Genomic DNA, 462 nt, shown 5'->3' on the forward strand with positions numbered 1-462 from the left:
CCAACACGCTCGCCGCGCTCCGGCTCGGCGTCACAACGGTGGACGCGTCCGCGGGCGGCCTCGGCGGCTGCCCGTACGCGAAGAGCGCCACCGGCAACCTCGCCACCGAAGACCTGGTGTGGATGCTGACCGGACTCGGCATCGACACCGGCGTCGACCTCGGCCGCCTCGTCGCCACAAGCACGTGGATGGCCGACCGTTTGGGCCGACCCAGCCCGTCCCGTACCGTCCGCGCACTCGCGGGGGCCTCCGCAGGGGAGAAGCAGTGACCATGCTCGACCACCGGCTCGGCGAAGAACACGACCTGTTGCGCGAGACCGTCCGCGAGTTCGCGAACGACGTCGTCGCGCCCGTGATCGGGGACTACTACGAACGGCACGCGTTCCCGTACCCGATCATCCGCGAGATGGGGAAGATGGGGCTGTTCGGCCTGCCGTTCCCCGAGGAGTACGGCGGCATGGG

The 462-nt window shown here is 70.3% G+C and carries 1 protein-coding gene and 1 pseudogene; both read left to right on the plus strand.

The genetic code is table 11. The annotated features are described in order from the left end of the window. Positions 1 to 269: pseudogene (locus AC1DSF_RS30825) on the plus strand (hydroxymethylglutaryl-CoA lyase); the annotation flags it as partial. Between the two features lie 2 nt (positions 270 to 271). Beyond that, on the plus strand, positions 272 to 462 hold a 191-nt coding region (locus AC1DSF_RS30830; RefSeq protein WP_478184111.1), incomplete at its 3' end, for an acyl-CoA dehydrogenase family protein.

The organism is Variovorax sp. 01N429 (assembly GCF_056399425.1).